A 25,775-nucleotide genomic window follows, 5' to 3' on the forward strand; every position below is an offset into this window, starting at 1 on the left:
GATCGTTCGGGTCAAAACACCATTGCATGGTCTATATGGTGTCCGATGCATCCAGCGTTCCGGATGACACCGAACTACCAAGGCTCACATCAGATCTCCTCTTACGCCGGAGCGCAGGGGGCGAGACCCTCATGTCGGTGAATCGGCGTGGCCGATTCGGCGAAACCGGGCCGAGTTGAACGGCCCGAGTTCGCGGATGCGTTCTTCGCATTACCTCCGAACCCCGTTATACACTTAAGGGCGTCGGAACGGTTTCGCCGGCCCCGGTGGCCGGGCGTCGCCCCCCACGGTGGGAGGCACCTCGCATTTGGATCGAATCCCGGGATGTACTTAATCCCGTCGAACCATCGCCGCCACGTCACGGGGTTTCACGGACCGTGGTCGATCCGCTTCCATGGGGCCACCGTGGAACTCGTGGGTGGGTAGCTTCCGATATTCGTGGATCACAGCCGTAGCGCGTGGGTGAAAAAGCGTGAACGGTAGTGCGTTCGAGGACGGGTCGCGTCCCTGAGTGTATCGATGGCGCCTCCGGACGGGTCGGCGGTTATTCCTCGTCGAGGTACTCGATCCCCTGTTTCGAGACGTTTGCCTTGGTGATCGAGTCGAGATCGTTGAGCCAGAAGTCGTCGTCGGTCTCGTCAACCTCCGGCGCGTCGTCCTCCCACGCCCACGCCTCGTACTCGTGAACCTTCTTCGTCCCCTTCTCACGGAGTCGGATCGTCGTCCGGTCCGCCTCGTCCTCCGAGGATGCCGGGTCAAGCGTCCGGGCGGCTTTCAACGCGGCCTGTCGGGGCATGTTGCCGGAGAACTCGCTCGGTTCGGACCCGTCCTCCTCGCGGAGGGCGAAATTTCGTTTACCGTCTTCACGTACCATGGTTTTGCCTCCATGTCAATCCAACACATAATCCGTTATAAATATATCGGAGAAATGAAAGCTAACCGGGAGGTCGTTTATATACTACCCCGGAGTGGGCGTCCGGTTTTCACGGGTTTCGTCGACCGGTTCGGTGGATCACGCCCGAAAACGACCGGCTGACGCTCGCCGATCCGGCCCGCGCGCGGGGGGTTTCTCGTCCCCAAACGGAGCGGTCGAGCGTATTCTGGAGCACATCGATCCCCAACCCATTCGGTAAAGCCGATCGGAACCGGGCGAAACCGAGCGAGATCCACCCGGATACGACACACGCCGTTCCATCGAGTCGGTCGCGACATCAGCGATGGGAACCGGTAAACAACACTTATGTACCTCCTGCGGTCAAGTTCGACCCAGATACCGGCGATGGTCCGCAAGAAGAAGCTCAGCCCGAGTGGCGCCAAAGACGAGGACGGCGAATATCACAACGTCCACGTGAACCTCCACGAGGACGAACTCGCCGTCGCCGGCATGGAGATCGGCGACGAGGTGTTCGTACGGGTCCGTGACGGGAAGATCATCATCCAGAAGGCCCAGTCCGATCCCGAGGATCTGGAACACGACTTTTAAACACGTCCGCGGGCCGGGGCGGAAATTAGCTGATAGCAGGCGCTAAGCCCCCTCCCTCAAGGAGCCGCCAACGGCGGCGAGTAGGCAGGGGTAGTTCACTACTCCGGGGTGGAGGAATGGACGACATCGGGGTGGGCGGACGGACTACTCCGTGGTAGGCGGACGGACCGCACGTCGCCGGATTGATACACATCCGGAGCGTCGACCCGACGATGACCGTCTACGACCTGGTAAAACCGGCGCTGTTCTCGTTGCCGCCGGAGACCGCCCACGGCATGACCCACCGCCTGCTCCGTGCCGCACAGGGAACCCCCATCGAGGACCGGGTCCGGAACCGCTACGTCGTTTCGGATCCCCGATTGGCGGTGAACGCGTTCGGGCTGACGTTTCCGGGGCCGGTGGGCGTCGCCGCCGGGTTCGATAAGAACGCGGAGATCCCTCGAATGCTCGCGGCGCTCGGGTTCAGCCACGTCGAGATCGGCGGCGTTACCGCGGAAGCCCAACCGGGAAACCCCAAACCACGGCTTTTTCGCCTCCGTGACGATCGCGCGCTCATCAACCGCATGGGCTTCAACAACCACGGAGCCGACCGGATCGGCCGGCGACTGGAATCGGAGCCCCATCCCGGGGTCCCCCTCGGCGTGAACATCGGGAAATCGAAGTCGACGCCGCTCGCGGAGGCACCCGCCGACTATCGGTACACCTACGAACGGGTGGCCAATGCTGGCGACTACTTCGTCGTCAACGTGTCGAGCCCGAACACGCCGGGGCTTCGGGAGCTCCAGAACCGCGACGCGCTCGAACGGATCATCGACGAGCTCGTCGATGCCGGCGCAAGCCCGCTCCTTATCAAGCTCTCGCCGGACCTGCCGAAGCCGGCCATCGAGGACGCGCTGGGCGTCATCGACGAGTTCGACCTCGACGGCGTCATCGCAACGAACACGACCGTTTCACGCCCGGACACGCTGCAAAGCCCGGAGCGTGCCGAGCGGGGGGGCCTCTCCGGGGATCCGATCGAGGAGACCGCCACGGAACTCGTCCGATTCGTCGCCGAACGAACCGACGTGCCCGTGATCGGCGTCGGCGGCGTTTCGGATGCCAACGGGGCCTACGAGAAGATCCGTGCGGGCGCGTCGCTGGTCCAGCTGTACACCGGACTCGTCTACGAGGGACCGGGACTGGTCCATGACATCCACGAGGGGATACTCGACCGGCTCGACCGCGACGGATTCGATTCGGTGACCGACGCCGTCGGGGCCGATTTATAACTAATCAACCGCAACCGCCCGAAACCGATCTACGGCTCGTTCCGGACGATAACGACCACGTCGTCGGCTTCGAGGAACGCACCCTCGCCCTGATACCGACGCTCCTTTTCGACGGTGAACTCCTCGCCGCTCAGCGTCACGTCCGCGACGTGCAGGTCGTCGCCGTCGATCTCGTAGGCGCCCTCCGCGAGCGCACCCTCGATGGTCCCGACCTCGTTCCCGTATTTCGGGCCGACGGTCGCATAATCCAGATCGATCCCGGAGACGACGGTTTCGACCGGCGGCTCCGCGTCCGGATGGACCGTCAGATCCGAGACGTGCATCACCCCGGTGATGTCGGCTTCGAACCCGCGGACATCGGCGTACACCTCGACCGCATCGAGGTCGGCGTTGAGCGGGAGTTGGTGTTCGCTTTTATATCGGCGAAGCGCACCGACGACGGCGATTGCGGCCGCACCGCCCGCCCGATCCGCTTCAAGCCCGAGGGGCGTTGGCCAGTCGGCCAGGTGAACCGAGTCCGCTGCGTCGCCGTCGGCCCCCTCGGCGTACATCTCGTGCCAAAGCTCCTCGGTGACGTGTGCGAGGAGCGGCGCGAACAGTTTGAGGAACCGGCGGTGGGCGGTTCGCAGGGTGTAGGCGGCGGCGTCGTCCTCGCGCGCTTTGGCGATCTCGAGGTAGTCGTCACAGAACGTCCCCCAGAAGAACGACCGAAGCCCGTCACGAGCCTTCGAGAACTCCCGGTTTTCCAGTCTGGCCGTAACCCGTTCGATCTCGTGATCGAGTTCGGCGAGCAGCCAGCGATCGATCGCCTGCAGCTCGTCGGAGTCGGGCGCTTCCGGATACGGATCGGGTGCGAGCGACTCGACGAGTTTCGAGGCGTTCCAGAGCTTTCGTATCAGCTTCTCGCCCGCACGAAGCCCCTTCTCTTGATACGGAAGGTCGTCGCCGATGGCGGAGCCGGCCGCCCAGTATCGCGCGGCGTCGACGGGATACTTCTCCATGACTGCGTCCGGTTCGACGACGTTCCCCTTCGATTTCGACATCTTCTCGCGGTTCTCATCGAGCACCATCCCGTTGATCATCGTCGAGTCGAACGGGACCTCCCCGGTGTGTTCATAACACTTGATCACCGTGTGGAACAGCCAGAAGGAGATGATGTCGTGCCCCTGTGGCCGGACGTCCATCGGATAGATCTCCGGCCGTTCCATGGTGAACTCCTCGGCGGCGGCGTCCCAATCCCAGCCGGCGTTGATAAGCGGCGTCAGCGACGACGTCGCCCACGTGTCGAAGACGTCGTTCTCGGGGACGAATTCCTCGCTTCCGCAATCCGGACACGCGTCGACGGGCGGGTCATCCGAGAGCGGGTCGACCGGGAGGGCCTCCTTTTCGGCGAGTATTTCGCGATCGCAGTCCGCACAGTACCACACCGGGAAGGGGATCCCAGAGGACCGCTGTCGGGAGATGAGCCAGTCCCATTGGAGCCCCTCGACCCAGTGTTTATATCGTGTGAACATCTTCTCCGGGAACCACTCCATCTCGCGGCCGGCCTGCAGGTACTCCTCGCGCTTGTCGAGCACCTCGACGTACCACTGTTCGGTGACGAGGAACTCGACGCTCGTCCCGCACCGTTCGTGGACGTTGACGGCGTGTGAGATCGCCCGTCGGTCGGCGAGCGCGTCCGCGTCGTCGAGGTCCGCCACGATGGCCTCGCGTGCCTCGCCGGCGTGCAGTCCCTCGTATTCGTCGGCGACCGCGGTCATGTGTGCGGACTCGTCGATAGCGACCCGAAGATCGAGGTCGTGGATCTGGTACCACTCGATGTCGTTCTGGTCCCCGAATGTACAACACATCACGATGCCGGAGCCGGTGTCCATGTCGACACGCTCGTCGGCGAGGATGGGAACCTGGTGGCCGAAAAGCGGGATCTCCGCGTGGTTTCCGACCAGATCCTCGTTGGATTCGTCGTCCGGATGGACGAAGACGGCGACACACGCCGGAAGCAACTCGGGACGGGTGGTCGAGATGATGAACGGCTCCTCGGTCTCTGCGACCGTGAACTCGATGTCGTGGAAGTGTGAGTCCTGCTCGTCGTCCTCGGTTTCGACCTGCGAGATGGCGGTTTCACACTCCGGACACCAGATCGCGGGGGCCTCCTCGCGATACTCACGGCCCTGTTCGTAGAGGTCGATGAACGAGAGCTGTGAGACGCGTTGGACCTCCGGCGAGATCGTCCGGTAGGTGTTGTTCCAGTCGATGGAGAGGCCGACTCCCTGCATCTTCTCGGTGAACTCCGCCTCGTACGCCTCACACACCTCCCGGCACATCCGCTGGAACTCCCGGCGCTCGAAGTCCTGATGGCGGACGTCGAGTTCGCGCTCGGCGAGCCGTTCGGAGGCGATCCCGTTGTCGTCGTAGCCGAACGGGTAGAACACCTCGCCGTCGTGCATTCGGTGGAACCTGGCGACGACGTCCTGAAGGATGGAGCCGTAGACGTGTCCCCAGTGGAGGCTGCCGGAGACGGTCGGTGGCGGGGTGTCGATGGCGAAAGCGGTGTTCGGATCGACTGGCTCGTCGGGGTAGGCGTAGGTCTCCTCGTCGACCCAGCGACGCTGCCAGTACGGCTCTGCGGCGTCGGGGTCGTACTCTCCGCTGGGCATTATTGGATACGGCTTCCGGCGGTTCCCCCTTAACGGCCTCGGTTGTGTGGGGAAGCCGGTCGGTGATACCCAACGTTTCCAAACGGGTACCCCGTTCATTTCAAGTGGAGATCGGTTAGTGGGCAGTGGTCGCGAGGGCAGTTCGATGGATCGGACCCGTTACCCCCGGGAGAACTGGCGGACGGTCATCTCGAGCGTGTCGAGGTCGAGGATCGGCGCGAACCCGGCGTCGGGATCGATGTTGACGGATTTCTGGAAGTCGGTCTGTGCCTGCCAGCAGCCGGAGTTCACCGCGAGAACGTTGTGGTACTTCCGCCAGCCGAGTTTGTGGACGTGGCCGGCGTGGAAGACGTCGGGGACGTTTTCGATGACGAGGTAGTCGCGCTCCTCGGGCGCGACCCGGGTACGACCGCCGAACTGCGGCGCGACGTGGCGCTTTTTGAGCAGTTGGCACATCGCCTTCTCGGGTTCATCGTAGCTCGCCTTCTCCGCTGGAAGTTCGGCGATCACCTCATCGAGGGAGACGCCGTGGTACATCAGGATCTCCACCCCTTCGAGGCTGACCGTGGCCGGGTTCGAGACGATCCGGGCGTCGTGGACGTCCATGATCGACCGGAGTTCGTCGTTGAAGCCGGGCTGTGGCTCCGCGAGCCTGACGGCGTCGTGGTTGCCGGGGATCATGACGATCTCGGTGTCCCCCGGAACGTCCTTGAGGTGCTCGGCGAACGCCTCGTACTGATCGTAGATGTCGACGATCTCGAGCTCCTCGTCCTGGTTCGGGTAGACCCCGACGCCCTCGACCATGTCGCCCGCGATGAGCAGGTACTCGACCGGCGCGGCCTCCGGCGTGTGTAGCCAGTCGGTAAAGCGGTTCCATGCCTCGAGCATGAACTCGTCGCTGCCGACGTGGACGTCGGAGATGAGCGCCGCCTGCACGTGGCGGTCCGCGAGGGTCGGCCGGCGGCTGTGTGGGACGTCCGGGAAGTGAAGCGAATCGACGAAGAGGATACCCGCGTCGTCCGCGAGCGTTCCCTCGACCGCGATACACTCGTCCGTGAGGATCTCGTCGACGACGTCCGCGAGGCCCTTGTTTTTCATCACGAGCGCGGGGAAGGTTCCGGTCGTGTCCTCCAGTTCGATGAGCCAATGGCCGGATTTCGTCGAACGGACGTCGTTCACTAATCCGATCATCGCGGCGTCGCTCCCCCCCGGCATATCCGCGATCGCCGTCGCCGGTCGATGGTTGACACGGCCCCGAAGGATCTTCGAGAGCCGCTCGTATCGATCCCGGAACGTCCGAACGAAGTCGTCGTACTCGCCGGTGCCCGTGCTCCGGCCGGTCATGTCGTTGCCGATCTCGAGCTCCCGAGCCGATGGATCCCGTCGATGTTCGGAGCGACACCGATCGGGGGAGTCACCGACGGAGTCGGCCTCCTGTTCGCTTTCGGTCCCCTGTTCACTTTCCCGCTTCGACCCCTTCGTTTCGACTGGAATTTCCCCCGATCCATCCCCGCCGGTCTGCCCACTGTCGTCGGGTACTTTACCTCCAGTTGAAACGGAGGGGGTGTCGGTGGAGACGGAGGAGGTGTCGGTGGGGACAGAGGACGTATCGGTGGGGACAGAGGACGTATCGGTGGAGTCGGTACGAGCGCCGGGATCCGCGGGTCCGTCGTCGACATCGTCGATATCGGCGACAGTGGATTCGAAAGAAGGGGATGGATCGCCCCCTTCGGATCGCCCTTCGATCACCGATCGGACGTGATCTGCGGTGATCCGAAGGGCGTGATCCGGCGCGTGTTCCACGACGGCGTCGATGGCGTCTCCGGGTTGTTCGGCGTTCGCGAGCAACGTGACGGCCTCACGTTCCGCGTTGTATCCACGTTCGGTCAGCTCGCGAACGATCCGAACGGTTGACTCCAGCGGCACAGTACCGCGAAGGTCAGCCGGCGTCAAAGCCGTTCCGGACGCCGGCCGGGAAGCTGACCACGATCCGTGAAACCGCGACCCGGAGACTTATCAACGGAACCCGCCAAATCCGGTGCAATGGACCCTGCCGATCGGTCGCCAGCGGATGACGAGGCGGCCGAGGGGACGGACGGAACCGATCCGGATGAACGGTCCGATCGGTCGACCGCTTCTCCCGACAAGCATGAGGGCACTGCGTCTCCCGACAAGCATGAGGACACTGCGTCTCCCGACAAACATGAGGACACTACGGCGAAACCCGGACCCGACCAGCGGGCCGAACGAACGGACGTATCCGATCGAACCGACGTGGTCGCTGGGGACGACGGTCGGGAGGAACCCACCGGGAGTAGTGACTCGGTAGAAACGATCGGGAGCGACGATCCGAAATCTTCCGAGCGTATGCCCGTCGAGCGGCGCCGCCTGTGGGAACGGTTCCGGCATGACGCTGAAGGGCCGTTGATGTGGTTCCGCGAGATGCTCTCAAGCGCGCTCATCGTGCTGCTCATCGGGCTGGTACTGTTCGGGCTGAGCGGCGTGTGGCCACCGATGGTCGCCGTGGAGTCGGGAAGCATGGAGCCGAACCTGGAGATCGGCGACCTCGTTTTCGTGACCGAACCCGGACGGTTCGCACCCGATGCCGCGGACAACGATGTCGGGGTCGTCACATATGAGGTCGGTCAAGAGGCCGATTATCGGTCGCTCGGGTCGTATGGCTCCGTGGTCATCTTCCAACCGCCCGATCGGGTCGGATCGCCGATCATCCATCGGGCCATGTTTCACGTCGAGGAGGACGAAGACTGGTATGATCGGGCCGATGAGGAGTTCCATCAAGCCGACAACTGTTCGGAGCTTCGCAACTGTCCGGCACCCCACGACGGCTACATCACGCTCGGGGACAACAACGCCAGATACGACCAAGTGACCGGCCTAACCGAGCCCGTCAAAGCCGAGTGGGTAACGGGCGTCGCGAGGGTTCGCGCGCCGTACCTCGGCTATATCCGACTCATCGCGACCGGCCAGGTCGCGATCGGCGACCTCCTCCCCGGCAGCCTCGTCATCGATCCGGCCCTCGAACGTCCATCGCCGATCGCTCAGACCGCACCTGATCGAACCGATGCCGGCTTCGTGAGCGCTTACCAGAACGCCGTAGAAACCTGTGCAGTCAACGGGGGCGGGTGAGGATCACGGAGGTGACGCCACGGGCGAGTATCACGGAGTCATCGAAACGGTCGATCTCGACCCGCAATCGAGAGCATTACCGTCCTGACTCTTCGTTGAATTCGCGTAGGTGAATTGAACCGAGAAGGTCGATCGACGGGATTAGTTGTCGAACCGAGCCTGCACGAACGGCTGGGCGTTCTCGATGTCGCCGAGGCGAGAATCCGAGAGGAGCACGGCCTCCGTCTCCTCCACGGGAACCGAGAGCCCCATCTCCTTGGTGCGGCCGTATCGTCCCTTCGAGACGACGACCGCGTTCACGATCCCGAGCATGTCGAGTTCGCTGATGAGGTCGGTCACCCGTCGCTGGGTGAGTACGTCCGCATCGATCTCCTCACAGAGGCGTTTGTAGATGTTGAACACCTCCCCGGTGTTGATGTTGTGTACGCCGTTCTTCTCGAGGAGGATGACCGCGAAGAGGACGATCTTGCTCTGTGTCGGAAGGGTTCGGACCACCTCGACGACGCGGTCGAGTTCGATCTTGTCCTGTGCCTGCCGGACGTGTTCCTCGCTCACCGTCTCCGCCTGTGACCGTTCCGCGAGTTCGCCTGCCGTCCGGAGGAGGTCGAGCGCGCGCCGCGCATCGCCGTGTTCCTGTGCAGCGAAGGCGGCACAGAGCGGGATCACGTCGTCGGTCAGCGCGTCCGGTTTAAACGAGATGTCAGCGCGATGTTGGAGGATGTCACGGAGCTGGTTCGCGTCATACGGCGGGAAGACGATCTCCTCCTCGCCGAGACTGGATTTCACCCGTGGATCGAGAAAGTCGGTGAACTTGAGGTCGTTCGAGATCCCCATGATCGAGATCCGCGAGTTGGTCAACTCGGAGTTCATCCGTGAGAGGTTATAGAGGGTGTCGTCGCCGCTTTTTTCGACGAGTTTGTCGATCTCATCGAGCATGATCACGACGACCCGTTCGTGATAATCCACCGCATCGAAAAAAGTCGAGTACACGCGGTCGGTCGGCCAGCCGGTCATCGGTACCTCCTCCATGTCCTCGGCGTCGGCCTCGAGTTCGGCGATCCGTGATGCGACCGCCTCGGCGGTGGAGAACTCGGTTCGATCGAGGACGTTGGGATCCTCAAGCGCGTTCGAGTGAAGCTCACGGTAGGTGTCGAGTCGGTCGGCGATCACCCGCTCGTTCTTCTCGATGAACTTGTTTGCGAGTTGCGCGAGGACCCGGTACTGCGTGTCGGTGACCTCGCAGTTGATATACTCGACTTCGCACGGAACGTCGTATTTCTGTGAGGTCGATTCGAGCTCCTGTGAGACGAACTTCGCCGAGGCCGTCTTTCCGGTCCCCGTCTTTCCGTATATCAGGATGTTGGAGGGCGTTTCACCGCGGAGCGCGGAGACCAGGATGGTCGCCATCTGGTTTATTTGATCGGTGCGGTGGGGAAGTTCGTGCGGGGTATATGAGGGGCGAAGTACCTCCTTGTTTTCGAAGATCGGCTCGCCGGAAAGCAAGTCATCGAAGAGCCCCTGGGTGTCACTTTCCGCCTCCAAAACGACGTCTTCGAGATCCACTGCTGGGGAGGATCGATCGCGTGCATTACTGTGTGGATCCGCCGAGTCGTGTGAATCCGCCGAGTCGTGTGAATCCGCCGAGTCGTGTGGATCCGCAGACGTTTCCGGAGTCCCATGAGGCGGTCGTGTCTTCGATCCCTCTGCCCGTCGTTCGTCGCCCTCGTCTGTAGGTTCCGAATGGTCCATACTTTATGTGTGTGTCTTCGTCGGCCGCGCGACCGGATCCGGATCGATGGTGTCCCGATCGTAATCACCGGATGCCCCACTATTCGGTGGGGTCGATGAGATGGAGGACCCCCCTCCTCCAGCAGCGTCCGCACGGGTCTCAGATGGGGTCATGTCGGTAGGGCCAGTTATGTCGGTAGGGCCAGTCATGTCGGTAGAATCGGATCCGCCGAGTGGATCCTCGCGGGGTGTGTGAGGTTCGTCTCCGTCGGTTTCGGACGTATCGTCCGACGACGTTGTGTGTTCGTCCATTGTGACCCCTTTGTTTCGAGTGGAACTACATCTAAACCCGCGATCGAGGCCCGTATGAGCCATGAGGCGGCGAGATATCGCCAAGAGAGGGGAAAGATGTGTCCAATTGATGCACTCGAAGTAGACGGTGAGGTGGCACAAAAGTGTTCCTCTCTCTAACTGAAACAACGGTGTGCCGACAGCTGGACCAACGATGTATCGAGAGGGAGAGCACCACGAATCATTCGACGAGTAGTCATCCGGGTGGAGGAACCGTTATCGTAGCTAGTCATCGGTGATCGAGGGAGCCATCTCAACGGAACTGAAGTCGACCAACGGAACCGAGGCACATCAGCAATAATCGAGGATTATCACGCTGCCGGTCGTGCGTGACCTCCTCCTCGCCGTAAACGGCGAGGCTTCCCACGGCACCGCACCGCTAGGTTGGGATAGTTGCTGGTTTACGACCTGTCGGCATGACGGACCGATGGCGGGGCCACGCCGTTACTCCTATCCCGGCAGGGGACTCGGAGGTATCTCGACCGAGACACCACAGCGGTTCGAGAGGGTATCTCGAACGTTCTGGGCCTCGGAGTCCCGATATTGTGCATTTGGCGGGGCGGGCGATCGCCTCGGTGTACGTCATGCTACGTTACGATTTCAATTAAATATCCGCATTGTTGTTGAACCATGATTGTGTCGATGGTGTCGGATTCACGCCCGCCGTGAACGGCGGGATCCTCTCCTCGAAAAAATAGGAACGCTGCCCGAAGTAGTCGTTGCAGCGACATCTTCTCGATATCCCTCGATAACCTGCTCTTCAACCTTCTCGATAACCAGCTTTCCTCGATGGCCCGTTTATTTCGGTACCCCCCTACCCCTTTGTTTCGGGTGGAGCGGCGCGGAGGAGGGGGTGGGGGGAGGCGTTTCTAATACCGGTGGTTTTATCATCTCACCAGTTGAACAGCACCCTCGGTCCTCTTGTTCAGTATATTGCATAGAGGTATTGTATGTTTTTAAGCAGGAAGCTGTTCCGAGCCGGTAATATTCTCCGCCGAGTGATCCGCTCCGAACATCCAACCCCGACAACATAGTTCTGGTTCCACCCGAAACAAAGGGGTGGGGGCCACTACCGTGAATCAAAAATCACAGGAGAATAACTAGTAAAATATTGTAATGTTGATGGGTCTGCGACTCAACTCCAGTTTCGACCTGGCCGAATCGCGACGATCGTGACAATGAGCGTGATGGAACATCGTGACAATGAGCGTGATGGAACACCCGATGGACGTTCTAACGATGGCTCTCTTCGGCGATCTCTCTCGCTTGAAACCGTGATAACACGTCTGACGCAGTTCTTAAGTGACAGGGGCGTGGAAACGTATATAATCCCCCGCGCACACGCGGGGAGAACCAACATATAGTGGAGGCCAGGATGGGACTGCTTACAAATCTTAGAGACAGCATTTCACGGGTCACGGACGGACTATTCGCCGCCGATGAGCCCAAACGGATCGGGATCTACGGGCCGCCGAACGCCGGGAAGACGACCCTCGCGAATCGAATCGCACGCGACTGGACGGGCGACGCCGTCGGGCCGGAGAGTCACATCCCACACGAGACCCGTCGGGCTCGGCGGAAGGAGAACGTCGCGATCGAGCGAAACGGTCGTAAGGTCAATATCGACATCGTCGACACGCCTGGAGTTACCACCAAGGTCGATTACAAGGAGTTCCTCGAACACGACATCGACAAGGAGGATGCGGTCCGCCGATCCCGGGAAGCCACCGAGGGCGTCGCGGAGGCGATGCACTGGCTTCGTGAGGACGTCGACGGGGTGATCTACGTCCTCGATTCCACGACCGACCCGTTCACTCAAGTGAACACGATGCTCATCGGGATCATCGAATCACAGAACCTGCCCGTCCTCATTCTCGCGAACAAGACGGACCTCCCGGAATCGGACGTCAAGCAGATCGCCAACGCGTTCCCACAGCACGAGACGATCCCCCTGTCGGCACTGGAGGGCGAGAATATGGACGAAGTGTACACGAAAATCGCGGAGTACTTCGGATAATGCCGGGCGCAAAACCAGATGTCGATGGACCGGGTGACGGCGTTCGTATCGATATGATAAGCGGGGCTCGAATGGAGGGACTCACCGGGATGGAGAAGATCCGGCTGATCCTCGATGGGGTCCGGGAGGGGAATATCGTTATCTTGGAGGAAGGGCTCTCACCGGAGGAGGAGTCCAAACTCATCGAGGTGACGATGACCGAGATCAGCCCGGACGATTTCACCGGCATCGAGATCGAGACGTATCCCAAAGCCGAGGCGACCAGCCAGAGTTTCATCGATAAACTGATCGGTCGCGAGACGACGAAGAAACTCACCGTCATCGGTCCGGCAAACCGGATCGAGACGTTACATAAAGACGAGAACCTCATCAGCACGCTCGTCTCACACAAGTAGGAGCAACCTCGATGCCACATCAGTGTACCTCCTGTGGGCGGACGTTTCCCGATGGCTCCAAGGAGATGCTTTCGGGCTGTCCCGACTGTGGAGGAAACAAGTTTCAGTTCAAGCCTCGAGGTCGAACCGAACCCGATGATCCCGCGGGTCGAACCGAACCCGATGATCCCGCGGATAGATCGGGCGATCAGGACGATCAAGCGGAATCCGTGTCCACAGGACCTGTATCCCAGGAATCTACGCCCACGAAACCGAACGCGGGGGGGACTGAGTCAGACATCCCGAAGCGGAAGCAGCCCGATAACCGATCGACGGCACAACAGTCGGCTGAACGCACGGAAGCACGTTCGACCGCCTCGGGACGTTCCACCCGAAACAAGGGCGTTTCCGAAGATGTCCCTGCCCGCGAACCGGAATCCACCCCGGAAGCAACTTCCGATGCTCAAAGAGAGGAGCCCACCGCTCAGGGGACAGATCCCACTGTCCGGGAGTCCGATTCCACTGCCCGGGAGTCCGATTCCACTGCCCGGGAGTCCGATCCTTCCACCCACCGCTCAACCGACTCAGCTACCGATACGGAGCAGGTGGGGGGGAGGGAACATGAGGACACAGCTCAGGCAAGCGCCCGAACCGACGTGGTCACACCGGATGAACTCGATCGTGCCAGCCAACCGGTTGCGACCCAGGATACCGACGATCCCGACGCCGATTCAGGGGAGCGTCCGGACATCGAGGAGTTGCGTGATGAACTGAACGAGCAGTTCGAGAGCATCCGAATCGTGAGTCCCGGTAAGTACGAACTCAACCTGATGGAGCTGTACGATCGTCAGGAGTATATCATTTCACTGCAGGAGGACGGCAGGTACGTCATCGAAATGCCGGATGCTTGGGGTATCGACGGGGAGTAAGAGGGTATCGACGGGGTGAGATCCTACAAAGATCACCCATCTCTACGCATACAAATTCGTTTCCGCGTATAAACAAATCAGATATATTGCTGTTTTCGAAGAGGACACAGTTATGCGGCTCCCTGTGTTACGGGGGCGCATGTCTACTGACCTTGGCGACGGCGCTGCCTTCGATGGTAGCGTTACCGTCCTTTGTTTCGAATCGAATTTAGGGCTTCATCCGAACTCCGGAGGATTCCGATGCGCGTAGTCGCGAAGTTCGGCGGAACCAGCCTCGGAAGCGGGGATCGGATCAACCGCGCGGCCGACTCGGTCGCGAACGCAGTCGCGGCGGGACACGAGATCGCGGTCGTCGCCAGCGCGATGGGGTCGACGACCGACGAGCTCCTTGACGACATTACTTTCGAGACGAATGAGGTGGATCGGGCCGAGATCGTCTCGATGGGTGAGCGGACGAGCGTCCGGATGCTCAAAGCGGCGCTCTCGGCTCGCGGGGTCGACGCGATATTTCTCGAACCCGGTCATCCCGATTGGCCGGTCATTACGAACGAACTCGGGGAGGTAGATATCGAGGAGACCCGACGGCGTGCCGAGGCGATCGCCGCACGGCTCGATGGAACCGTTCCGATCATCACCGGCTTCCTCGCGGAGGATTACGAGGGAACCGTCACCACGCTCGGTCGCGGGGGATCGGACACGACGGCGGTCATGCTCGGCAACTACATGGCCGCTGACGAGGTCGTGATCGTGACTGATGTCGAAGGTGTGATGACCGGCGATCCGCGGGTCGTCGAGGGGGCACGTAACGTCGGCCGGATCACGGTTGATGAGCTCCGAAACCTCTCGTTCCGCGGAGCGGAGGTCGTCGCCCCATCGGCACTCTCATACAAGAGCAAGGATCTCGGGGTCCGTGTCGTCCACTACCAACATGGAGATCTGCTGACAGGGGGTACCCGGATCGAGGGCCAGTTCGAGAACCTGATCGACATGCGTGAGGAGCCGCTGGCGTGTCTCACCGTCGCCGGCCGGGCGATCCGCAACCGGCCTGGGATCCTCTCGGAGCTCGCAAACGCCCTCCGAAGGGAGGAAATAAACGTCGACGCCGTCGCTTCCGGGATGGATTCGGTGACGTTCTACGTCGACGTCAGCGTGGCTGAGACGGCTGAAGCCATGCTTCACGAGGCAGTCGTCGCCGACGAGACGCTCTCGTCGGTTACCGTCGACGACCCCATCGCCGTGATCCGCGTGACTGGCGGCGAGCTGCCGAACCAGCCGGGCGTCATTCAGGAAGTGATCGCTCCGCTCGCGAAAGCCGGCATCAACATCATCGATCTGATCACGTCCGCGACGTCCGTCGCGGTCTTCATCGACTGGGAGGACCGCGAGAGCGCACTCGAGATCGTTCAGGACCAGTTCGATTGACCGAGGCGGATATCGGGATCGCAGTGAGGAAGGGCCCTATTGCATCCCAACACGATGCCCGGTATAGACCTCAAGCAGCTCAAAGCAGTACCGATGTAGATCCCAACACGGTATCGGTATCGAGTTTCATATTCGGCGTCGTCAGTAATACTGTGTAAGCCCTAGCCACGACAGTGAGTGTCACACGGGGTCAAGGAGAAAGCCCACGATCTCAGTCGTGGGATGAATTTGACCCGTTAGGATCGGACGTTTTCCCGTTGAGTTCGAGTCGAAACCGGGTGGTCGGTCGACCCTGAAAACGTGGCCCGTCACCGATCGAGTCGAACCCGAGGAATTCGATCACGTCGATGCGGTTGTGTTCGTCGTTCTGAATAACCGTTTCGACGTCCATTCCTTCGTTCTGTGCGAACCGTTGTGGACTTTTGAGAAGTCGTTTCATCGCTTTCTGCGTGCCATTGAAGTCCGTCACATGCACGACTCCAGTCCGGACATCGAACGTGACGAACCCGACAATCTCATCGGAGCGGGCATCGGAATTACTCGCATCCGCATCGGATCTTTCACCCTTCGTTTCCATTCCAGGATCCTCCATGTGATCCTCCGTTTCCGATCGAGGATCATTCATGTTATGTCCATCCACGTCAGGGTCGTTCCGACACCCTTCATCGACTCCAGTGATTGCCACACGAACGGATCGCTCGTGTATCATATCCCGTGTCGCCTCGACCGGGCGGTCGGCGAGCGATGCGAGCGCCTCCGCGTCCGATTCGAGAGCATCACGGATCTGCATGGTTCCCGCTCTCGGCGAACTCACTTAATGATCCGGAACGAAATCGACGCGACGAAACCGGAGCGGATTAGCGTGGAATACAACAAAGATCGGTCCTGCGTGATGCCGACTTTTACGACGTCGAATTCAACGTCGGCCTCGACTGAATGGATTTAAGCGGTCGGGGGACACAGCGGCTCATATGAGCAAGGCCACCAAAATCGTCCTCGGAACGGTCGGCGTGTCAACGGTTCTTTCAGTACTCATCATCCTCTCGTACGTCTTCGGCTGATGTTTTCCACACGAGCGCTGGATGACGACTTGGAACGGATCCGGTCGACACACGCCCCGGATTCACCGGTGCTCGATGTGGAGGCGGATTTCGAGACGCTCCCGCCGGCAGTCGCGGAGGACCTCGGGTTTTTCGTCGAGAAGCTGGCTCCCGCGACGTATCCCGCCGACTGGCTTCCCGAGGAGGTCCCGACCCTGCTCCGACGATACCGTGGTTCGGATTTTACCATCGGGCTTCCGGGGGATGGCACCGTCGTCCGGACCACTCAGACGGTTCCGGACGCGCTTCTCGTCAAACGCCGCGCGGAGGGGACGCCCGAGGATTTCCTCGCGTTTCTGATCGCGGACCGTCTCGTCCGGGTCGGGGTCGATCCGACGCCCTCCCCGCTCGTCGCCGATGGCATCCCATCCGATCGACTGCCGGAGTCGTTCCTCCCCTTCTTCGGCCCGTTATATCGGGACCTCGACGCGGCGATCCGTGATCCGGCGCCCGGCGGGTCTTCGTCCACGTCGGTCGGGGTCGGTCCGAACGGGGTGTTTCAGATCGCGAACGCGCTCTTCGATGCGTGGGTCGGGCTTCACACCCGGGACACGTTCTCGGAATGGCAGGGCGAGCATCCGCGGCTCTTCGAGGCGTGGATGGATGCGGGAACGAGGCTCGAAGGACGGCTCGATGACCTTCCTGGTGAAGTCGCTCGGGGTGAGACGGGATTCGCGAGCGCGACGGAGTATGCGTGTTCGGCGATCCGTCACGGGCTTGACCTGCCGGCACCCTTTTCGGCGCTCGATACGACCGCGTATCGTGATCGAGGGGCACCCTATGCGGTGAAGTGGGCGGAAAAGACGTTCGCGGCGATGGCCGAGTCGTAGGTCCTCTTGTGCCGAGTCGTAGGTCCTCTTGGGTTCGGCGACTTATCCAAAGCCAAAGTCAGTCCTTCGAGGTCACTCCATACGAACTTCGACGCTCACGGTCCCGTCGTCGTCGAGGTGGATGACGCCGTCGAAGAGGTCGCTGAACCGGTCGAGGGTTGCGACCTCGTGGACCTCCTCGGAGAGATGAAAGATCCCGACCGCGTCGTGTTCTTTGAGCAGCTCGAGGATCTCCGAGGCGGCGTTATATACCGCATCGTCGTCGGCGTAGTAGGCCATCTCGGTCAACGAGTCGACGGAAACCCGCCGTTTCCCCTCGCTCTCCTCTAAAAACCGCGCGACACGGTCGACGACGCCGTCGAGGTCATCGGGCGCGGAGACGTAATAGACGTCATCGGCGGACCGACGTGAGTAGCCACGCTCGACGGAGAGGGTGTCAAGGATCGTCGCCTTCGTCTCGTCGACGTCGTAGTACTCGATCTTCTGTTCGACCTCCCGGGCGGTCGTGCGGGTGGAGACGACGAGGAACGCATCCGTGTCGGTCTTCAGGAAGTCGGTGTCGATCCGATCCGTCTCGCCGATGCTTGGGTGGACGAGGAGGAGGCCGGTGCCCCCGGGGATCGTCTCCGGTCCGTTCTCGATGGCGAGCGTGTAGTCCATACAGGCGGGACCGGCCGGATCGACTTAACGCTGCGGGGAATCCGCGAACGGAACCGCCCCTAATTGCGGATGAAAATACCACCACTTCGCTCCCGATCCGGTTTTCACCCACCTCCACGTGTGTCGTCCCATGAGCGTTCGCGAGGAGTTCGACGCGTGGGCGACGGCGGGGAAGGACCGTGGGATGGAGGATCGACACTGGCACACCGCGAAACACGTTCTCGCTCGGATGCCGGTCGAGGCGGGCGAGACGGTCGTCGACCTCGGCACGGGATCGGGGTATGCGCTTCGGGCGCTTCGCGAACGGGGGATCGGCCGCGGCTACGGGCTCGACGGCGCGCCGGAGATGGCTCGAAACGCGCGACGCTACACGGACGATCCGGCGATCGGGTTTCTCGTCGGCGACTTCGACTCGCTTCCCTTCGCCGAGAACTCCGTCGATCACGTCTTCAGCATGGAAGCGTTCTACTACGCGGCCGACCCACACAACACGCTTCGGGAGGTCCGCCGGATCCTGCGACCTGGGGGGACCTTTTATTGTGCGGTGAACTACTTCGCCGAGAGCGAGTCGACCCATGCGTGGCAGGAAAACATCTCCGTTGAGATGACGCTCTGGGACCGCCCGACGTATCGCGAGGCGTTCCGTGACGCCGGGCTGTACGTCGCCGAACAGGACACGGTTCCCGACCGCGAGATCGAGATCCCGCCTGCGGAGGCGTTCCCGACCGACGACTGGGAGAGCCGCGAGGCGATGGTTGACCGGTATCGCACGTGGGGAACGCTGCTTACGGTCGGCGTCGCGCCGTAGCGTTTGGGATCCGATCGACGCGTCGGCGTTCGGTTTATCAATGCGGTTGCGGATGACGCCCTCCAACGTCGGCCGTGTGTCGCCTCACACCTCCCCAGCCTCGCCACGGCTGGCGGTCCCGCCAGCCGTGGGCTCCCTCGCGCGCTCGCCTCGCGCCCCCTAGGCGCTCGGCGGCGCGCGCCGACTACTTTTACGCGGATCATTTCGCTTGGTAGGTTCGGTCGCGGTCTTGGTCGTGGAGTTTCGGTCGTGCAGCCGTCCACCCGCGCATCAGCCGTCGAGATGGCGGCCGGTGAGCAGGATCGCCGCCGAGCAGACGAGCGCGACCGCGAGCACGTGGCCGACGACCGCACCGAGCAGCAGGAGGTCGTTGAGGAGGAACGGGACGAGCACCAGTTGCAGGACCGAGAAGCCGATGTTCTCGGCGTCGATCCGCCGCGCACTCGCGGCATCGGCCGGCGAGAGGTCGACGTGGACCGCCCGCCACAGCGCGACCACCGCGCTCCACCACGACGTGCCGATCCGGTAACAGAGGTCCCAGAGGACGAGCAACGAGAGATAGACGACCGCGATCGGCGGATCGACGCCGAAGAGTCGGTCGAGGAGCGTCCCGTCCCACACGAACAGGTACGTGACGAGCGCGATGAACGCGAGCACCCCCAACACGATCTCGATGCTCGACCCGAACAGGAGCCGTTTGTGCGCCGGCGGGGTCGAGAGCCGACGATTCCCCTCGCCGAGGCGATGCATCTCGACGCTCCCCGCCGCCGCGACGAGGACCGCAACCGTGCCCGCGAGGATCGCGTTCGTGAGCCCGTAGTAGACGCCGAGCACGAGCACCCCAGTCTGAAAGATCGCGATCTGGATCGCGACCGCCGCGGTTCGGGAGATGTCGAGTCCAGGGATCCCCCCGACGAGGCTCTCGTACACCCAGGTCTGTCCGAACTCCGTGGGCCTCCCCCGGCCCGGATGATCGACCCCTCCGTCGCTCATTCCTCGGACCCCTCCTCGGCGAGCGCCCGCTTGACCGCCAGATCGAAGGGGGTGCGATCGATATCGACGATCGAGGTGATGGCGTCGTCCCTGACGATGACGGTGTTTCGGAGCCCCTCGACGAGCGCACCGGCGAGATAGGGATCGACGTCGGTGACGAGCCGTAGCCACATCGCGGAGAGGCCGGGGCTCAACACCGGAACCCGAACGATCCGAAGGCCGTGACCGAGTTGGCTCCGGGTGCGACGGAGGATCTCCGCGTAGGTCAACACGTCCGGGCCGCCGATCTCGTAGGTGTTCCCCGCCGTCTCGGGCGCGTCAAGGACCCCGGCGAGGTAGTTCACCACGTCTCCGATCGCGATCGGTTGACAGAGCGTGTCGACCCACTTCGGCGTGACCATGATCGGAAGTCGGTCGGCGAGCCCGCGGATCACCTCGAAGCTCGCGCTGCCCGCACCGATGATGATCGCCGCCCGAAGCGTCGTGAGGTCGTAGCTGCCCGCCGTCAGGATCCGCTCGATCTCCCGACGCGAGCGGAGATGCTCGGAGAGTTCATCGCGATCCTCCCCCAGCCCGCCGAGATAGACGACCCGAGCGGTTCCGGCCGCGGCGGCCGCTTCGGCGAAATGCTCCGCACATCGCCGATCCCGCTCCTCGTATCCCGGGCCGCCGTCCATCGAGTGAACGAGATAGTAGGCCGCCTCGACCGGCTCCCCGTCGACCGTGAACGCGGGCGGAAGCGAGGCCGGATCGAGGAGGTCGCCCTCGACGACGTGGACGCCATCGGGGCCATCGTAGCTGCTGGCGTCACGAACCAACGCGACCACGTCGTGGCCGCGGGCACGGAGCGCCGGGACGAGCAGGCTCCCGACGAAGCCGGTCGCGCCGGTAACGAGAACGCGCATGGAGACCCGACGTTCGCCAGAGGCATAAGTAGCGACCACGAGCACCCGGATATGAACCCCCACGAGTTCGAGGCAGTCCGCGGCGTCGCGGATCTCTACGTTCACGACACCGGTATGTTCGACACCGCCGGATACGGATCGGTGTACGTCTACGATACCCCGAATCCAGCCGTGATCGACACCGGAACCGGCGCGAACGTCGACGCGCTCGTCGACACGCTCGATTCCCTCGGGATCGAGCGGTCCGATCTCGCGTGGATCCTTCCGACCCACGCCCACCTCGACCACGCGGGCGGGGCCGGGCATCTCGCGGACCGCTATCCGCACGCGACCGTCCGGGTCCACGAGTATGGGGTCAGACACCTCGTCGATCCGGACGCGCTCGTCGCCGGCACGAAGGCGGCCGTCGAGGAGCAGTGGGCCTACTACGCGACGCCCGAACCGATCCCTGAGGGACGGATCGATGGGCTCGCCGACGGCGATCGGATCGACCTCGGTGACCGCGAGCTGGTCGTCCACGAAGCGCCCGGCCACGCCCCGCATCACACGGTCTTTCACGTCCCAGACGACGACGTCGTCTTCACCGCCGATGCGACCGGGATCTACGTGCCGAGCGTCGACGAGGTACGGGTGACGTCGCCGCCGCCGCAGTTCGACCTCGATCGCTGTCTCGCCGATATGGAGCTGGTCGCCGACCTCGACCCCGACACGCTCTGTTTCGGTCATTTCGGCCCCCGCTCGTATGACCGTGCTCTCATCGAGTCGGCCAAGCGGGCGTACGTCGAGTGGATCGAGGCGGTGCGGGCGAAGCGGGCCGAACTCGAGGACGACACGGCGGTCGTGGATCACTTCGAGGAGGCGAGCGCCGACGTCGACTACTGGAATCCGGAGCGCGCGCGGGCCGAGGCGAGCCTCAATACCCGTGGCGCGTTGACGTTCTTGGACTCGCACGAGGACTAATGGTGCCACACGGACTGACGTTCGCTCTCCGGACTGACCGCGCCACACGGACTGACGTTCGCTCTCCGGACTGACGTTCGCTGTCCGGACCGACGCCGGCGCGGTGGAGCCGGAAACCTCCTAAACCCCCGACGACGTAGTGTGGCACAACAGATGGGTATCTTCGAGACGATCCGGGCAGTGCTCGGGACGAACGCGGAGGCCGACGCCACCCGCGATGCCGATCCGGAGGACCTGTTCGGGATGTCAACTGCATACATGACCATGCAGGCCGACCTCGGATACGACCACTGCGGGGAGGCCGCGCTCTGTTTTTCCGGGGTGGACAGCACGCGATTCGACGAGGCGGTCGAGACGGTCGAGGCGATCCTGGAGGCCGGCGAGATCGAGACCGGGACCGGCTTCCATCGCTATGAGGACGACCACGGCTACCAGTGGTTCGTTCTGGAGGATGACGACCCCGAGGACCTCGTGACGAGCATCCACTTCGCGGCCGACCAGTTCATCGAGGAGGGGTTCGGCTCGCGGCTGCTCGCGGCCGTCTTCGGGTTCGAGGACGCCGACGGCCCCGCCTACTGGATCTACTCGTTCCGTCGCGGTGCCTACTACCCGTTTGCGCCGGCCGGTGGACACGAACGAAACCAGCGCGTGGAGTTCAAACTGCAGGCCGTCCTCGACGGTGAACTCGGGATCGAGTCGGACGAGTCCTACTGGTACCCGTTGTGGCCCGACGGACCCGGGAAGCACCCGTGGGAGTGAGTCATCGACGGAGCATGGGGGACGACAGCCATCCACGAAGCACGGGGGACGACAGCCATCCACGAAGCACGGGGGACGACACGTGGCACTGACCGAGGAGACCGGACGGAACGCCCCGAAAAAGCGGCTGCTCCGGGCGGTCGCCGCACAGGCGGCCGTGTTGACCGGGGCGGTCCATCTCCTGTGGGCGTGGCCGCGGCTCGGTGCGTCGGACCCGCGACCGTACGTCTTCGTGCTTGTCGGGCTGTTCGTCGTTCTGATCGCGGCCGCGACGTTGAAAGCCGACGAGTACCGTCGGATCTACGCGCTCGGCGCCGGGACGCTCGGAACCCTCCTCGTCGGCTATCTCGGTTGGTACGGAGCGAGCACCCCGGCGGTGTTGGCGACGGACCCGCTCGCGATCGTCGCGAAGATCGCTGAGGTCGTCGGGATCGTCGCGTTCGCCGCGCTTTATAAGCTCTCGCCGCCGACCGCCGTCGTCATCGAGCGACGGAAACAGCGCGGTGAAACCGTCTTCATGCCGGACCCGGTGAAGGAGGCACGGAAGGCGAATTCGAACGGTGATGCACATGAAGCTGAACCCGAAGACGGCGAGAACCGGGATGGGGATGACGGCGCGGATCGGAACGGGAAGGGAAGCCGGGATGGGGGATCGAAACCGTGAGCGACATGTATCGAACGGTGGCGGAACGGGCGACGGCGACCTTCGAGGTACGGGGCTCGGAGTTCCTCGGTCACGTCACGCCCGCCGACGGGATCGCGGAGGCCGAGGCGTTCATCGAGTCGGTACGTGAGACCTACGCCGATGCGACCCACAACGTCCCCGCCTATCGGGTTCCGGCCGGCGAGCCGTCCGACCGAACGCCCGGGGACGACGTGATGTTGCGTGAGTACAGTTCCGATGACGGCGAGCCCAGCGGGTCGGCCGGGAAACCCGCACTTAACGTCCTCACCGGACGGGACGTGCGAAACGTCGCGGTCGTGGTCACCCGGTATTATGGCGGGACGAACCTGGGGGTCGGCGGGCTCGTTAGCGCGTATTCGCGGGCCGTGAAGGACGCGCTCGATGCGGCCGGCGTCGTCGAGGAGCGACCGCATCGTCGCCTCGGCGTGACCGTCGAGTACGACGACTCCGGCACGGTTCGGAGCGTGATCGAGTCCGCCGGCGTGGAGTTCGAGGCGACCTACGACGAACGGGTCCAATTCGACCTGCGGGTCCCCCTCGTGGAGGTCGAGGAGGTGATCGACCGGCTCAACAGCGCGACGAGCGGACGCGTCGAGATCGAACGGTGACCCGTCGTCTCGCCGCCGACTTCCGGGACGGCATTCGTGGATGAACCGCTTCCCGGCACACCGTTCGATCGACACACCGTGTTGCCACACCGACCGATCGACTATCATCCATCGGCCGTCCAATTATAAACCGGCGACCGATCGCTTATTCGGTCGCTGCCTCGATGGCAGCCTCCAAGTCGGCAACGATGTCGGCGGGATCCTCGATGCCGACGGAGATCCGGACCAGATCGCCCGTGGCGCCGGCGGCCTCCCGTTCTTCCTCGGTGAGCTGCTGGTGGGTCGTGGAGGCGGGGTGGATGACGAGCGTCTTCGCGTCACCGACGTTGGCGAGAAGCGAGGCGAGTTCGGTGTTTTCGACGGTCGCCTTCGCGGCCTCGAAGCCGGCCTCCAATCCGAAGGTGATCATGCCGCCGTAGCCGCCGTCGAGGTACTCGGTCGCCTCCTCGTGCGTCTCGTGACTTTCGAGACCGGGGTAGTTCACCCAGGCGACGTCGTCGTGTGATTCGAGGTACTCGGCGACGACGAGCGCGTTCTCACAGTGGCGCTCCATCCGCAGCGGGAGCGACCCGACCTGTTGGAGGGTGTTCCACGCGTCGAAGGGTGCCTGTTGATTGCCCAGATCACGAAGCCCGCGGGTGACCGCCGCGAAGGTGAACGCGGCGTCGCCGAACGCCTCCGCGAAGTTGATCCCGTGGTAGGCGGGATTCTCTGTGGCGACCTCCGGGAACTTCTCGGGATACTCGGCCCACGGGAAGGAGCCCCCGTCGACGAGCACGCCGCCGATGGTGGTGCCGTTACCCGTGAGCCACTTCGTCGTCGACTCCCAGACGAGGTCCGCGCCGTGTTCGAGCGGCCGACAGAGGTACGGCGTCGCGAACGTATTGTCGACGAACAGCGGGACGCCATGGTCGTGTGCGATGTTCGCGATCCGCTCGATGTCGGGCGTGACGAGCGCCGGATTGCCGATCGTTTCGAGGTGGACGTACGCGGTGTCCTCGTCGATCGCCTCCTCGTACCCGTCGTAATCGAGCGGGTCGACGAACCGGGTGGTGATGCCACGCCGCTCGACGGAGTGGGTAAGATACGTGTAGGTGCCGCCGTAGAGCGCCGAGGAGGTGACGATGTTGTCGCCGGCGGACGCGAGGATGAACGTCGCCAGGTCGAGCGCGGCCATCCCCGAGGAGGTGGCGACGGCGCCGACGCCGCCCTCGAGCGAGGCGAGCCGCTCCTCCAGAACGGCGTTCGTCGGGTTCATGATCCGCGAGTAGACGTTTCCGGCCTCCTCCAAGCCGAACAGCCGCGCGGCGTGATCGGCGTCGTCGAACACGTAGGAGGTCGTCTGGTAGATCGGCGTCGCCCGGGCGCCGGTCGTCGGGTCGGGGGTGGCGCCCGCGTGAACGCTACGGGTACGGAACCGGTGAGGGGTGTCGTCGTCTTCGCTCATGTATCCACATGCGACCGGGACGCTGATAAAGCCGGCAGGCACGGACGGAATCTACCGCTACCGTGGGTCGAAGCGGGGATGGCGGCGGACGCGGTGGATTAGACGGCGTCGTAGTCGACGACCGGCCGATCGACGTCGATATCGAGATCGGCGAGCGCCGCCGTCGCCGCCGTGATCGGGGCCGGGTCGGCGCGGTCATGTGGGTCGGCGGTCGCGGACGCGAACCGAACGGTCCAGTCCGAACCGAGGACGACCGTTGCCCGGCGGGGAATCTTCGAGTGTGCCTCCCATTCGTCGGCGAGCAGGTCGTACGAATCGGCGACCCCACCGTGGAAATCGGAGACGATCGGAAACGGAAGGTCATACCGGTCGGCGTACGCGAAACCGGCAAACAAGGAGTCGCCCGTGACCGCGACGACGGCGACGTCCGCGTGATCCGCCCAGCCAGCGTCGCGAATCGCGAGGAGCTCCGCCGTTGGGGCGGGTACGAACGTCGCCGGCGCGAACGCGAGGACGACCGCCCGATGCCGCTCGACGAGCCGGAACAGTTCCACCTCGACCGCCGTCCCGTCGGAGACGGCGGGGGCGATGAAATCGGGGGCCGTCATGCCGCGTTCGATCATGGTCGTGGCTTCGCGGCGGGA

Annotated in this window: 24 protein-coding genes; 14 read left to right on the forward strand and 10 right to left on the reverse strand. The window is 63.1% G+C overall.

The window, feature by feature from the left end; translation table 11 throughout:
• Window positions 1-544 precede the first annotated feature (544 nt).
• Window positions 545-874 (reverse strand): non-histone chromosomal MC1 family protein, encoded by a 330-nt coding sequence (locus CHB65_RS13375; protein ID WP_089385561.1) that lies wholly within the window; start codon window positions 872-874, stop codon window positions 545-547.
• 405 nt (window positions 875-1,279) lie between these two features.
• On the opposite strand from CHB65_RS13375, the gene CHB65_RS13380 reads away from it, so the two are divergent.
• Both CHB65_RS13380 and CHB65_RS13385 read left to right on the forward strand, forming a co-directional pair.
• Window positions 1,280-1,483, forward strand: a complete 204-nt coding sequence (locus CHB65_RS13380; protein WP_089385562.1) for an AbrB/MazE/SpoVT family DNA-binding domain-containing protein — start codon at window positions 1,280-1,282, stop codon at window positions 1,481-1,483.
• 212 nt (window positions 1,484-1,695) lie between these two features.
• Window positions 1,696-2,751 (forward strand): quinone-dependent dihydroorotate dehydrogenase, encoded by a 1,056-nt coding sequence (locus CHB65_RS13385; protein ID WP_089385563.1) that lies wholly within the window; start codon window positions 1,696-1,698, stop codon window positions 2,749-2,751.
• 29 nt (window positions 2,752-2,780) lie between these two features.
• Here CHB65_RS13385 and CHB65_RS13390 read toward each other — a convergent pair whose 3' ends face one another.
• Both CHB65_RS13390 and CHB65_RS13395 read right to left on the reverse strand, forming a co-directional pair.
• The gene (locus CHB65_RS13390; RefSeq protein ID WP_089385564.1) at window positions 2,781-5,408 is read right to left on the reverse strand and encodes a valine--tRNA ligase; all 2,628 of its coding nucleotides are present in this window, start codon (window positions 5,406-5,408) and stop codon (window positions 2,781-2,783) included.
• Window positions 5,409-5,567: 159 nt separating this feature from the next.
• Window positions 5,568-7,334 (reverse strand): DNA-directed DNA polymerase II small subunit, encoded by a 1,767-nt coding sequence (locus CHB65_RS13395; protein ID WP_089385565.1) that lies wholly within the window; start codon window positions 7,332-7,334, stop codon window positions 5,568-5,570.
• Window positions 7,335-7,451: 117 nt separating this feature from the next.
• On the opposite strand from CHB65_RS13395, the gene CHB65_RS17805 reads away from it, so the two are divergent.
• The gene (locus CHB65_RS17805; protein ID WP_245809983.1) at window positions 7,452-8,555 is read left to right on the forward strand and encodes a S26 family signal peptidase; all 1,104 of its coding nucleotides are present in this window, start codon (window positions 7,452-7,454) and stop codon (window positions 8,553-8,555) included.
• 141 nt (window positions 8,556-8,696) lie between these two features.
• Here the strand turns inward: CHB65_RS17805 and CHB65_RS13405 are convergent, their stop codons facing one another.
• A complete protein-coding gene (locus CHB65_RS13405) occupies window positions 8,697-10,304 on the reverse strand; it encodes an orc1/cdc6 family replication initiation protein (protein ID WP_321166754.1) in 1,608 nt (535 codons plus the stop codon).
• 1,705 nt (window positions 10,305-12,009) lie between these two features.
• On the opposite strand from CHB65_RS13405, the gene CHB65_RS13410 reads away from it, so the two are divergent.
• The 4 genes from CHB65_RS13410 (at window position 12,010) to CHB65_RS13425 (ending at window position 15,376) form a co-directional block, all read left to right on the forward strand.
• Window positions 12,010-12,651, forward strand: a complete 642-nt coding sequence (locus CHB65_RS13410) for an Era-like GTP-binding protein (RefSeq protein ID WP_089385566.1) — start codon at window positions 12,010-12,012, stop codon at window positions 12,649-12,651.
• The gene (locus CHB65_RS13415; RefSeq protein WP_089385567.1) at window positions 12,651-13,046 is read left to right on the forward strand and encodes a DUF2073 domain-containing protein; all 396 of its coding nucleotides are present in this window, start codon (window positions 12,651-12,653) and stop codon (window positions 13,044-13,046) included. The genes CHB65_RS13410 and CHB65_RS13415 overlap by 1 nt, the downstream gene beginning before the upstream one ends.
• A 65-nt stretch (window positions 13,047-13,111) precedes the next feature.
• A complete protein-coding gene (locus CHB65_RS13420) occupies window positions 13,112-13,954 on the forward strand; it encodes an OapC/ArvC family zinc-ribbon domain-containing protein (protein ID WP_245809985.1) in 843 nt (280 codons plus the stop codon).
• A 240-nt stretch (window positions 13,955-14,194) separates the two neighbouring features.
• A complete protein-coding gene (locus CHB65_RS13425) occupies window positions 14,195-15,376 on the forward strand; it encodes an aspartate kinase (RefSeq protein ID WP_089385569.1) in 1,182 nt (393 codons plus the stop codon).
• 211 nt (window positions 15,377-15,587) lie between these two features.
• Here the strand turns inward: CHB65_RS13425 and CHB65_RS13430 are convergent, their stop codons facing one another.
• Window positions 15,588-16,166, reverse strand: a complete 579-nt coding sequence (locus CHB65_RS13430; RefSeq protein WP_089385570.1) for a hypothetical protein — start codon at window positions 16,164-16,166, stop codon at window positions 15,588-15,590.
• Window positions 16,167-16,347: 181 nt separating this feature from the next.
• Between CHB65_RS13430 and CHB65_RS18075 the strand changes: the two genes are divergently transcribed.
• Window positions 16,348-16,437, forward strand: coding sequence for a hypothetical protein (locus tag CHB65_RS18075; protein ID WP_449404576.1), 90 nt, complete (start codon window positions 16,348-16,350; stop codon window positions 16,435-16,437).
• A complete protein-coding gene (locus CHB65_RS13435) occupies window positions 16,437-17,306 on the forward strand; it encodes a DUF7089 family protein (protein WP_089385571.1) in 870 nt (289 codons plus the stop codon). Before CHB65_RS18075 ends, CHB65_RS13435 begins: the two co-directional genes overlap by 1 nt.
• A gap of 72 nt (window positions 17,307-17,378) precedes the next feature.
• On the opposite strand, the gene CHB65_RS13440 is transcribed toward CHB65_RS13435, so the two are convergent.
• On the reverse strand, window positions 17,379-17,966 hold the full coding sequence (locus CHB65_RS13440) for a DUF7090 family protein (RefSeq protein ID WP_089385572.1): 588 nt from the start codon (window positions 17,964-17,966) through the stop codon (window positions 17,379-17,381).
• A 130-nt stretch (window positions 17,967-18,096) separates the two neighbouring features.
• On the opposite strand from CHB65_RS13440, the gene CHB65_RS13445 reads away from it, so the two are divergent.
• The gene (locus tag CHB65_RS13445; RefSeq protein WP_089385573.1) at window positions 18,097-18,774 is read left to right on the forward strand and encodes a class I SAM-dependent methyltransferase; all 678 of its coding nucleotides are present in this window, start codon (window positions 18,097-18,099) and stop codon (window positions 18,772-18,774) included.
• A gap of 270 nt (window positions 18,775-19,044) precedes the next feature.
• Here CHB65_RS13445 and CHB65_RS13450 read toward each other — a convergent pair whose 3' ends face one another.
• Window positions 19,045-19,767 carry a DUF7530 family protein gene (locus tag CHB65_RS13450; RefSeq protein WP_089385574.1) on the reverse strand — a complete coding sequence of 241 codons (723 nt, stop codon included), beginning with the start codon at window positions 19,765-19,767 and terminating at the stop codon, window positions 19,045-19,047.
• Window positions 19,764-20,672: an NAD(P)H-binding protein gene (locus CHB65_RS13455; RefSeq protein ID WP_089385575.1), complete on the reverse strand. Its 909-nt coding sequence runs from the start codon at window positions 20,670-20,672 to the stop codon at window positions 19,764-19,766. The genes CHB65_RS13450 and CHB65_RS13455 overlap by 4 nt, the downstream gene beginning before the upstream one ends.
• 51 nt (window positions 20,673-20,723) lie before the next feature.
• Here CHB65_RS13455 and CHB65_RS13460 point away from each other — a divergent pair, with 51 nt between their 5' ends.
• The 4 genes from CHB65_RS13460 (at window position 20,724) to CHB65_RS13475 (ending at window position 23,684) form a co-directional block, all read left to right on the forward strand.
• Window positions 20,724-21,632, forward strand: coding sequence for an MBL fold metallo-hydrolase (locus CHB65_RS13460; RefSeq protein WP_089385576.1), 909 nt, complete (start codon window positions 20,724-20,726; stop codon window positions 21,630-21,632).
• Window positions 21,633-21,785: 153 nt separating this feature from the next.
• A complete protein-coding gene (pspAB, locus tag CHB65_RS13465) occupies window positions 21,786-22,391 on the forward strand; it encodes a PspA-associated protein PspAB (protein WP_089385577.1) in 606 nt (201 codons plus the stop codon).
• 82 nt (window positions 22,392-22,473) lie between these two features.
• On the forward strand, window positions 22,474-23,055 hold the full coding sequence (locus CHB65_RS13470) for a hypothetical protein (RefSeq protein ID WP_321166755.1): 582 nt from the start codon (window positions 22,474-22,476) through the stop codon (window positions 23,053-23,055).
• Entirely contained in the window at window positions 23,052-23,684 is a 633-nt protein-coding gene (locus tag CHB65_RS13475; protein ID WP_089385578.1) for an IMPACT family protein, read from the forward strand. Before CHB65_RS13470 ends, CHB65_RS13475 begins: the two co-directional genes overlap by 4 nt.
• A 145-nt stretch (window positions 23,685-23,829) precedes the next feature.
• Here CHB65_RS13475 and CHB65_RS13480 read toward each other — a convergent pair whose 3' ends face one another.
• Window positions 23,830-25,131: an O-acetylhomoserine aminocarboxypropyltransferase/cysteine synthase family protein gene (locus CHB65_RS13480; protein WP_089385579.1), complete on the reverse strand. Its 1,302-nt coding sequence runs from the start codon at window positions 25,129-25,131 to the stop codon at window positions 23,830-23,832.
• 98 nt (window positions 25,132-25,229) lie between these two features.
• On the reverse strand, window positions 25,230-25,754 hold the full coding sequence (locus tag CHB65_RS13485) for a redoxin domain-containing protein (protein ID WP_089385580.1): 525 nt from the start codon (window positions 25,752-25,754) through the stop codon (window positions 25,230-25,232).
• Between the last annotated feature and the right edge of the window lie 21 nt (window positions 25,755-25,775).

The sequence above is a fragment of the Halorubrum vacuolatum genome (assembly GCF_900188065.1).
Lineage (GTDB): Archaea > Halobacteriota > Halobacteria > Halobacteriales > Haloferacaceae > Halorubrum > Halorubrum vacuolatum.

Bases quoted from the DNA above. Each gene is read 5' to 3' on its own strand.
- CHB65_RS13375 (WP_089385561.1), bottom strand. From the start codon at position 874: ATGGTACGTGAAGACGGTAAACGAAATTTCGCCCTCCGCGAGGAGGAC.
- CHB65_RS13380 (WP_089385562.1), top strand. From the start codon at position 1,280: ATGGTCCGCAAGAAGAAGCTCAGCCCGAGTGGCGCCAAAGACGAGGAC.
- CHB65_RS13385 (WP_089385563.1), top strand. From the start codon at position 1,696: ATGACCGTCTACGACCTGGTAAAACCGGCGCTGTTCTCGTTGCCGCCG.
- CHB65_RS13390 (WP_089385564.1), bottom strand. From the start codon at position 5,408: ATGCCCAGCGGAGAGTACGACCCCGACGCCGCAGAGCCGTACTGGCAG.
- CHB65_RS17805 (WP_245809983.1), top strand. From the start codon at position 7,452: ATGGACCCTGCCGATCGGTCGCCAGCGGATGACGAGGCGGCCGAGGGG.
- CHB65_RS13405 (WP_321166754.1), bottom strand. From the start codon at position 10,304: ATGGACCATTCGGAACCTACAGACGAGGGCGACGAACGACGGGCAGAG.
- CHB65_RS13410 (WP_089385566.1), top strand. From the start codon at position 12,010: ATGGGACTGCTTACAAATCTTAGAGACAGCATTTCACGGGTCACGGAC.
- CHB65_RS13415 (WP_089385567.1), top strand. From the start codon at position 12,651: ATGCCGGGCGCAAAACCAGATGTCGATGGACCGGGTGACGGCGTTCGT.
- CHB65_RS13420 (WP_245809985.1), top strand. From the start codon at position 13,112: ATGCTTTCGGGCTGTCCCGACTGTGGAGGAAACAAGTTTCAGTTCAAG.
- CHB65_RS13425 (WP_089385569.1), top strand. From the start codon at position 14,195: ATGCGCGTAGTCGCGAAGTTCGGCGGAACCAGCCTCGGAAGCGGGGAT.
- CHB65_RS13430 (WP_089385570.1), bottom strand. From the start codon at position 16,166: ATGCAGATCCGTGATGCTCTCGAATCGGACGCGGAGGCGCTCGCATCG.
- CHB65_RS18075 (WP_449404576.1), top strand. From the start codon at position 16,348: ATGAGCAAGGCCACCAAAATCGTCCTCGGAACGGTCGGCGTGTCAACG.
- CHB65_RS13435 (WP_089385571.1), top strand. From the start codon at position 16,437: ATGTTTTCCACACGAGCGCTGGATGACGACTTGGAACGGATCCGGTCG.
- CHB65_RS13440 (WP_089385572.1), bottom strand. From the start codon at position 17,966: ATGGACTACACGCTCGCCATCGAGAACGGACCGGAGACGATCCCCGGG.
- CHB65_RS13445 (WP_089385573.1), top strand. From the start codon at position 18,097: ATGAGCGTTCGCGAGGAGTTCGACGCGTGGGCGACGGCGGGGAAGGAC.
- CHB65_RS13450 (WP_089385574.1), bottom strand. From the start codon at position 19,767: ATGAGCGACGGAGGGGTCGATCATCCGGGCCGGGGGAGGCCCACGGAG.
- CHB65_RS13455 (WP_089385575.1), bottom strand. From the start codon at position 20,672: ATGCGCGTTCTCGTTACCGGCGCGACCGGCTTCGTCGGGAGCCTGCTC.
- CHB65_RS13460 (WP_089385576.1), top strand. From the start codon at position 20,724: ATGAACCCCCACGAGTTCGAGGCAGTCCGCGGCGTCGCGGATCTCTAC.
- pspAB (WP_089385577.1), top strand. From the start codon at position 21,786: ATGGGTATCTTCGAGACGATCCGGGCAGTGCTCGGGACGAACGCGGAG.
- CHB65_RS13480 (WP_089385579.1), bottom strand. From the start codon at position 25,131: ATGAGCGAAGACGACGACACCCCTCACCGGTTCCGTACCCGTAGCGTT.
- CHB65_RS13485 (WP_089385580.1), bottom strand. From the start codon at position 25,754: ATGATCGAACGCGGCATGACGGCCCCCGATTTCATCGCCCCCGCCGTC.